5 protein-coding genes and 1 pseudogene are annotated in these 6,144 nt (G+C 68.1%); 1 reads left to right on the forward strand and 5 read right to left on the reverse strand.

Going from position 1 to position 6,144, the window contains the following annotated elements; all coding sequences use genetic code 11:
- The 5 genes from DSC45_RS24535 to DSC45_RS24555 all read right to left on the reverse strand — a co-directional run.
- The coding region (locus tag DSC45_RS24535; RefSeq protein WP_276145471.1) for an acyl-CoA carboxylase subunit beta at nucleotides 1-950 on the reverse strand (950 nt) is incomplete at its 3' end.
- Between the two features lie 123 nt (nucleotides 951-1,073).
- A complete protein-coding gene (locus DSC45_RS24540; protein WP_119294104.1) occupies nucleotides 1,074-1,265 on the reverse strand; it encodes an acyl-CoA carboxylase subunit epsilon in 192 nt (63 codons plus the stop codon).
- A gap of 290 nt (nucleotides 1,266-1,555) precedes the next feature.
- Nucleotides 1,556-1,957: a DUF6009 family protein gene (locus DSC45_RS24545; RefSeq protein ID WP_119294105.1), complete on the reverse strand. Its 402-nt coding sequence runs from the start codon at nucleotides 1,955-1,957 to the stop codon at nucleotides 1,556-1,558.
- Entirely contained in the window at nucleotides 1,954-3,462 is a 1,509-nt protein-coding gene (locus DSC45_RS24550; RefSeq protein WP_119294106.1) for a DNA primase family protein, read from the reverse strand. The genes DSC45_RS24545 and DSC45_RS24550 overlap by 4 nt, the downstream gene beginning before the upstream one ends.
- Nucleotides 3,459-4,541: a bifunctional DNA primase/polymerase gene (locus DSC45_RS24555; RefSeq protein WP_240434820.1), complete on the reverse strand. Its 1,083-nt coding sequence runs from the start codon at nucleotides 4,539-4,541 to the stop codon at nucleotides 3,459-3,461. Before DSC45_RS24555 ends, DSC45_RS24550 begins: the two co-directional genes overlap by 4 nt.
- Nucleotides 4,542-5,310: 769 nt before the next feature.
- Here DSC45_RS24555 and DSC45_RS24560 point away from each other — a divergent pair.
- Nucleotides 5,311-6,144: pseudogene (locus DSC45_RS24560) on the forward strand (Fe-S oxidoreductase); the annotation flags it as partial.

The following is a 6,144-nucleotide window of genomic DNA, read 5'->3' on the forward strand; positions in this document are numbered from 1 at the left end:
AAGTAGTCCCCGTCGTCGACGAGTTCTTCGATCACCCGATGCATGTCGTAGGGACGGTTGCCGTCCGCGGGCACCAGGTCGAGGAGGCTCTCGCACCGTCGGCCGGCCGGGTCGTCGTTGCGCGTCCTCGGAGCGCTCTCGCGGTTGTTCTGCGGCAGCATCGCGAGGAGGTAGCGCACCTCGGCGAGGCAGGTCTCCTCGTCGTCGTAGGCGAAGTGGGCCACGCCCGAGGTCTCGGCGTGCACGTCCGCGCCGCCGAGGCCGTTCTGCGTGATCTCCTCACCGGTCACGGCCTTGACCACGTCAGGACCGGTGATGAACATCTGCGAGGTGTCCCGCACCATGAACACGAAGTCGGTCAGCGCCGGACTGTAGGCCGCGCCGCCGGCACACGGCCCCAGCATCACGCTGATCTGCGGGATGACCCCGGAGGCCCGGGTGTTGCGCTGGAAGATACCGCCGTAACCGGCGAGCGCGGAGACGCCCTCCTGGATACGGGCACCGGCACCGTCGTTGAGCGAGACCAGCGGAGCACCGGCCGCGATGGCCATGTCCATGATCTTGTGGATCTTCGTGGCGTGCGCCTCACCGAGCGCGCCTCCGAAGATCCGGAAGTCGTGCGCGTAGACGAAGACCGTCCGCCCCTCGACCGTGCCCCAGCCAGTGATCACACCATCCGTGTACGGACGCTTCGCCTCCATGCCAAAACCGGTCGCCCGGTGCCGACGCAACTGCTCCACCTCACGAAACGACCCAGGATCGAGGAGAAGCTCGATACGCTCACGCGCCGTCAACTTCCCCTTGGCGTGCTGCGCCTCCGTCGCCTTCTCACTCGGGCCCTGCTCGACTTCCGCATGAATCGCATGCAGTTCGGCCACACGACCACGGATGTCGGCGGGCTCCAGCTCTGCAGGAGCAGGGTCAAGAGCGGGGTCAAGAATCGCCGTCATGACAGGTCCCTTCTCGGGCTTGATGGTCCGCTTTTCGCTCGATTACCAAACCGCAGTCGCGGTTTCTTGCGACTGAAACAGCGCCGGGCTCCGGAAAACAGGGCGGGTCGGCGCAGGTGCGGCTCAGTGCCAGCTGTCGGGCGCCGAGTAGCGCTGGGGGCGGTTCCACCACTGCGACTCCGCCAGCGGACGCGCCGCCTCGTCCTCCTCGCCGGCACCGCTCAAGGACAGCAACACAACGGCGAGGGCGGCCAACTCCTCCTCGCGTGGCTGCCCCCGCTCCACCCGGAACAGGACGTGCTGACCGTCGCGCATAGGCCGCGACCCCCTCTCGACGTCCCGCCACCGTCCTCCACGCCACTCAACGCGCGCTCACGGACGGCTTGAAGCCCATCGGAAAGGCGGCAGAAGCGACGCGGCGGCCGGGCGTCTTGACGTTGTGGCGGACGGGGCCGCGGTGGGTCGACGCGGCGCATCAGCGACTCAAGCGACCCAGACCACGACTCGACTCAACGGGACGCGAACGCTGCCGGTGAGGCGCGGGACCGGCCGCGCACACACCGGCACACACTCATTCACCGGGTCACCACCGAGACCTGCCGGCCTCACAAGGGCAGCGTGATGCCCATCTCCCGCATCGCGCGCGACGGCGGGCCGCCCTCGGACCGTTCGGTCTTGCGGCCCTTGTCCCCGGGGCTCAGCGTCCGCGGGTCGACCGCCTCGGCCGGCGCCGAACCGGCGTACAGGCCTTCAGGCGCCGTGTCCCGGTCGTGCGGAAGCAGCCAGAAGACCCGCCGCCTGAAGGTGCCCGAGGACCGCGAGGCCTTCGCCTGTGACCCCAGCACCGCGTAGCCGACCATGCGTCCGGCGCGGTGATAGGCGGGACGGCCACGCCGGGTGGGCAGCCGGTCAAGGCTCTGCCGTACGTAGTCGAGCGCCTCGATATCCTCCAGCCAAACAATTCCGGCCTCGTGCGACAACTCGTCCTTCGCAATGAGAGCGCTCATGCTGTCTCCTCGCCAGCAAGCAGTCCAATACCTGGGTAGTACTTGCGCTGATTGGACAGGATCATCTCCTTGGGCGAGGCGAGCCCCACGGCTTCACGCACCCGCGCCGCGAATGCGCGCGACGATACGGCGGGAGCTCCTTCATTCTGGCACCACGTTCTGTACACGGTGTAGAGATGGGCTTGTTCCACTCTTAATCCGGGCTGGTATGCACAGGTCTCGTCGAGGAATCGTCCGGTGTGGTCCTCGGTTTCCGCGTAGGCGGTGGTCGCGATTCGCACACGCTCCGGACCGGTCAGGTCCTTCTCTCCACCGAGATAGCGACGAGCCCCGTCCACCAGCCAGTTGAGGATTCCGGGTCCCTCCTCGGTGACGAGGATGTCCGCCAGGTTGTCGATCTTCCGCTCGTCCGAGATGACGCGCTCGAACGGGATGAGCCGCATGCGGCGCCAGAACGCGAACCCGCCGGTTCCCACCTCGGGACGGTGATTGCCGAGCAGCCAGAGCTTGTGCGTCGGTTCGAAGGAGAAGAAGTCCTGGCGCATGCGCCGTGCCTTGATGCGGTCCCCGCCCGTGAGGAGTTTGACCCGGGCCTCGTCGAACTTGTCACCCGGTTTGACCTCACTGCAGACGATGACGCGCCGGCCGTGGAGCTCCGCGAGATCGGTGGGATGCCCCTCGTAGGGCCGGGCCATCAAGAAGCCGGGCGGAGAGGCGTCCGCGTAGTCGCCGAGCAGCTTCATGAGGACGTCGAGGAGGACCGACTTGCCGTTCTTGCCGGAGCCGAAGAGGAACGGCAGGACCTGGCCGCCGACATCACCGGTGATCGAGTAGCCGAGCATCAGGTGCAGGAAGCCGATCATCTCGGCCCCCTCCGCGCCCTGCCCGAAGGTGTCGGAGAGGAAGCGCAGCCACCGCGGGGTCGGCATCGTCTGCGGAGGGATCGCAGTGGACCTCGAGTGAAAGTCCTTGTCGGGATGGGCCTCACGCAGATTGCCGGTCCGCAGATCGACGATGCCCGCGGGCGTGCACAGGACATAGGGGTCGGAGTCCAGCAGCGCCGCGTTGAGCACCATGCCGGGGGCCGACTTGGCCTGCGCCAGCATCGCGTTCATCCCGCTGGTGGACAGGGCGCGGCGGCGGTGCTGCTGCAGAGCAGCCGCCGTGTGCGTGCCCCGCGGGTCGTCGTCGGCGAGCGCTTCGGCGAGATCGCCGGCCGCCCAGAGGACTGTGTCGTCCTCGTCGATCTGCCAGCGTGTGCCGTCCCAGCGGTACCAGCCGAGACCGGGGACGTGCCGGTAGTCCCCGGCGTACAGCTTGACGAAGAGCTTGGCGTTTCCTCGGTCGGTGAGGGTGTCGGGCAGCAGCCCCCGCGGGTCGGCCAGGCCGACCGCCTGCTGCGATGCCGGCTCTTGCCCCTGCTCCTCCTGCAGCCGTGCGGAGATTCCGGCGGCGACGGCATGTGCGTCGAAGCTGAACAGCGGGTTGTCGTGGTAGCTGTTCACGCGCGGCCCCTGAGCGTCAGGGGCCGTCGCTCGCCGGCGCGCATTCCGCTGCTGATGATGGCCGAGCAGCGCCGTTCCTGCCCCGGGCGCGCTTCGATGGCCGCTTCGGTGAGTGCCCGCTCGGCCCGCTCCCGGTCGAGGTGTCCGGCGGCCGTGAGCCCGCCGGCGGTGAACGCGGCCCGGTTGAGCCGCTCCGAGAATCCAGCGCCCTCGGGCACCGCGCCACAGGCCACGACATCCGCCAGGACCGTCCCCAGAGCCCGCCAGGCCGCGCCCGCTCCCCCGCCGGCGACGGCGACGGCCTGGCGGGCGCGCGGCGGCGGTGCCGGCGTGACGGCGGGGCGGGAGACTGCGAGGTGGCCGGTGCGCTCCAACTCGCGGGCCAGCCAGGCGGGCAGCGGCGCGGGGACGCGCGTGGTGCCCAGCGCGGTGTAACTGCCGGCGTCGGTCCGGGTTCCTGGGGCGACGATGTAGCCACCGTGCGCACGTATGTCGACCTGCCAGGCCAGGGCGCGTCCACGGCCGGAGCCGGTGGAGGACTGCCAGCTGTGTCCGGCTGCGGAGCGGTACCAGACGTGTAGCCCGCCCGACGGCGTCCGCACGCGCAGGGTGTCCGTGTCCTCGGCGGGATGCGCCGCATCGTGCAGGGCAGCCAGTACCCCCAGTGTGTGGAAGCCGTTGCTCAGGCCCGTCAGGTCGATGTCCTCGGGAATCGGAACTCCCGGCAGGAGGTGGTTGCGCTCCGGCGGTTCCTGCGCGTGCGCATCGATGTCGACGACGACGAGTCCTGCCGGCCCGCACGAGACGGCGACGCCGAGCTCCGCGCCGAAGGCTGATCCCCACCAACGTTGGATGTGCTCCGGATCGAGTGTCGCCGCCCGGAAGCCGTGGCACCAGCGGCCGTTCCGCAGACAGGCGCAGGACTGCCGTTGATGCCCCGGGGCCTTGCAGACCCGGCAGTTGGCCACGGGCGTCTTGCGTCGAGCGGCGAGCGGATGCACGGGCCAGCCCCGTCTCGCACACCACTCGGCTGTCTCCAGCGAGCGATGGCGACGTGAAATCGGCAACTCAGCAGTCACGTCTCTCCCCCTCAGCGACTGAAGCGACCCACCGTTTCGGACACGTTAGCGAAGCACGGGACGAGACGCGCCTGTTGTGATCGCATGAGATTCAAGGGGCCAGCGACTGGAACACGGCTGCCCGGCCCGCCCGTTCGGCTCTGGGTAGCTGAACTGCCGCCGATAAACGTGCAGTTCACAGCGGCACTCACGCCAAAACAGCGACTGAAGCGACTGAAGGTCGCCATATATGACGCACCCGTACATCTGGATGTCCTGGGATATACCCGCACGCTGCGTCGCTTGGGTCGCTGTCTGCCGCTCAACACCCCCTGTGAACTGGCTCTTTTCACGGCGCGGGCGGAGCGACGGAATGCAGTGCCGGTCGCTGGGCTCCGGTCGCTGTCCGCTCGCGGTTCTTGACCAGACCTTGAGGAGAGTTCAACCGTGTCCGGGCTTTGGTCGCTTGGGTCGCTGCCGGTCGCTGACAGGGGCCTGTCAGCGCACATGCCTCGTACCCCCGCCCAGCGGGCGCCCCTCCGGGGCACAGTGAGCGCCGACAGAACATACCTGCGGGGTGGTTTTCGCTACCGGGCGACAGTTCTACTCTCGTGCCCCACTGGATCGCCGCTGGAGCCCTTCGCGGATACAGCCCTGCCACGGGCAACGGCGGCGGAGATCACGCTGCCACCGCCTACTTGCAGAGCGACGATGCGGGTAGCCTCAGCACAATCCCAGTAAGTTACCGCTTAGTAAGCGCAGTTGGTGTCCGCAGGCCCGAGGAGCCCCTATGCAACTCGCCGCGATTATCGTGTCGTTGTCCATGATCGTGGTCGGATTCGGCCTGTTCGGGCGCGCTGTCGCCCAGCTGGTCGCGTACTTCCGGCTGGGGTCGCCACTGCCTCCTGGCGGCAGGCTCGACAACCCCTACCAGCGCAGCGTCACGCTGGTGCGGGAGTTCCTCGGGCACACCCGGATGAACCGGTGGGGCATCGTGGGCGTCGCCCACTGGTTCGTGGCCATCGGCTTCTACACACTGCTGCTCACCCTGGTGAACGCCACGGGCCAGTTGTTCAAGCCTGACTGGGTCCTGCCGGTCCTCGGCCACTGGCTCCCGTACGAGCTCTTCGTCGAGTGGATCGGCACGCTCACCGCGCTCGGCATCCTCACGCTGATCGTCATCCGGCAGCTGTCGAGCCCCGGCGACGCCGGCCGCAAGTCCCGCTTCGCGGGCTCGAAGACGGGCCAGGCGTACTTCGTCGAGAGCGTCATCCTCACGATCGGCGTGGCCATCATGACGCTGCGCGGCATCGAGGGCGCCTTCGCCGGCGTGGAGCACTGGGAGCCAGCGTACTTCTTCTCCTACCCGCTGGTCGCGGCGTTCTCCGGCCTGGAGCTGTCGACGCTCGAGACCGTCACCTACATCGTCGCGATGACCAAGATCACGGTGTCCTTCGCCTGGATGATCGTGGTGAGTCTGAACACCAACATGGGTGTGGCTTGGCACCGTTTCCTGGCGTTTCCCAACATTTGGTTCAAGCGGGACGCGCAGGGCGGCACTGCGCTGGGTGAGTTGCAGCCGATGACTTCCGGTGGTGAGCCGATCGATTTCACGGACCCGGGT

It is taken from the genome of Streptomyces sp. YIM 130001 (assembly GCF_003574445.1).
GTDB lineage: Bacteria > Actinomycetota > Actinomycetes > Streptomycetales > Streptomycetaceae > Streptomyces.

What these genes read in the sequence shown, in the direction of transcription:
- DSC45_RS24540 (WP_119294104.1), bottom strand. Translation starts at nt 1,265, where the DNA reads ATGCGCGACGGTCAGCACGTCCTGTTCCGGGTGGAGCGGGGGCAGCCA.
- DSC45_RS24545 (WP_119294105.1), bottom strand. Translation starts at nt 1,957, where the DNA reads ATGAGCGCTCTCATTGCGAAGGACGAGTTGTCGCACGAGGCCGGAATT.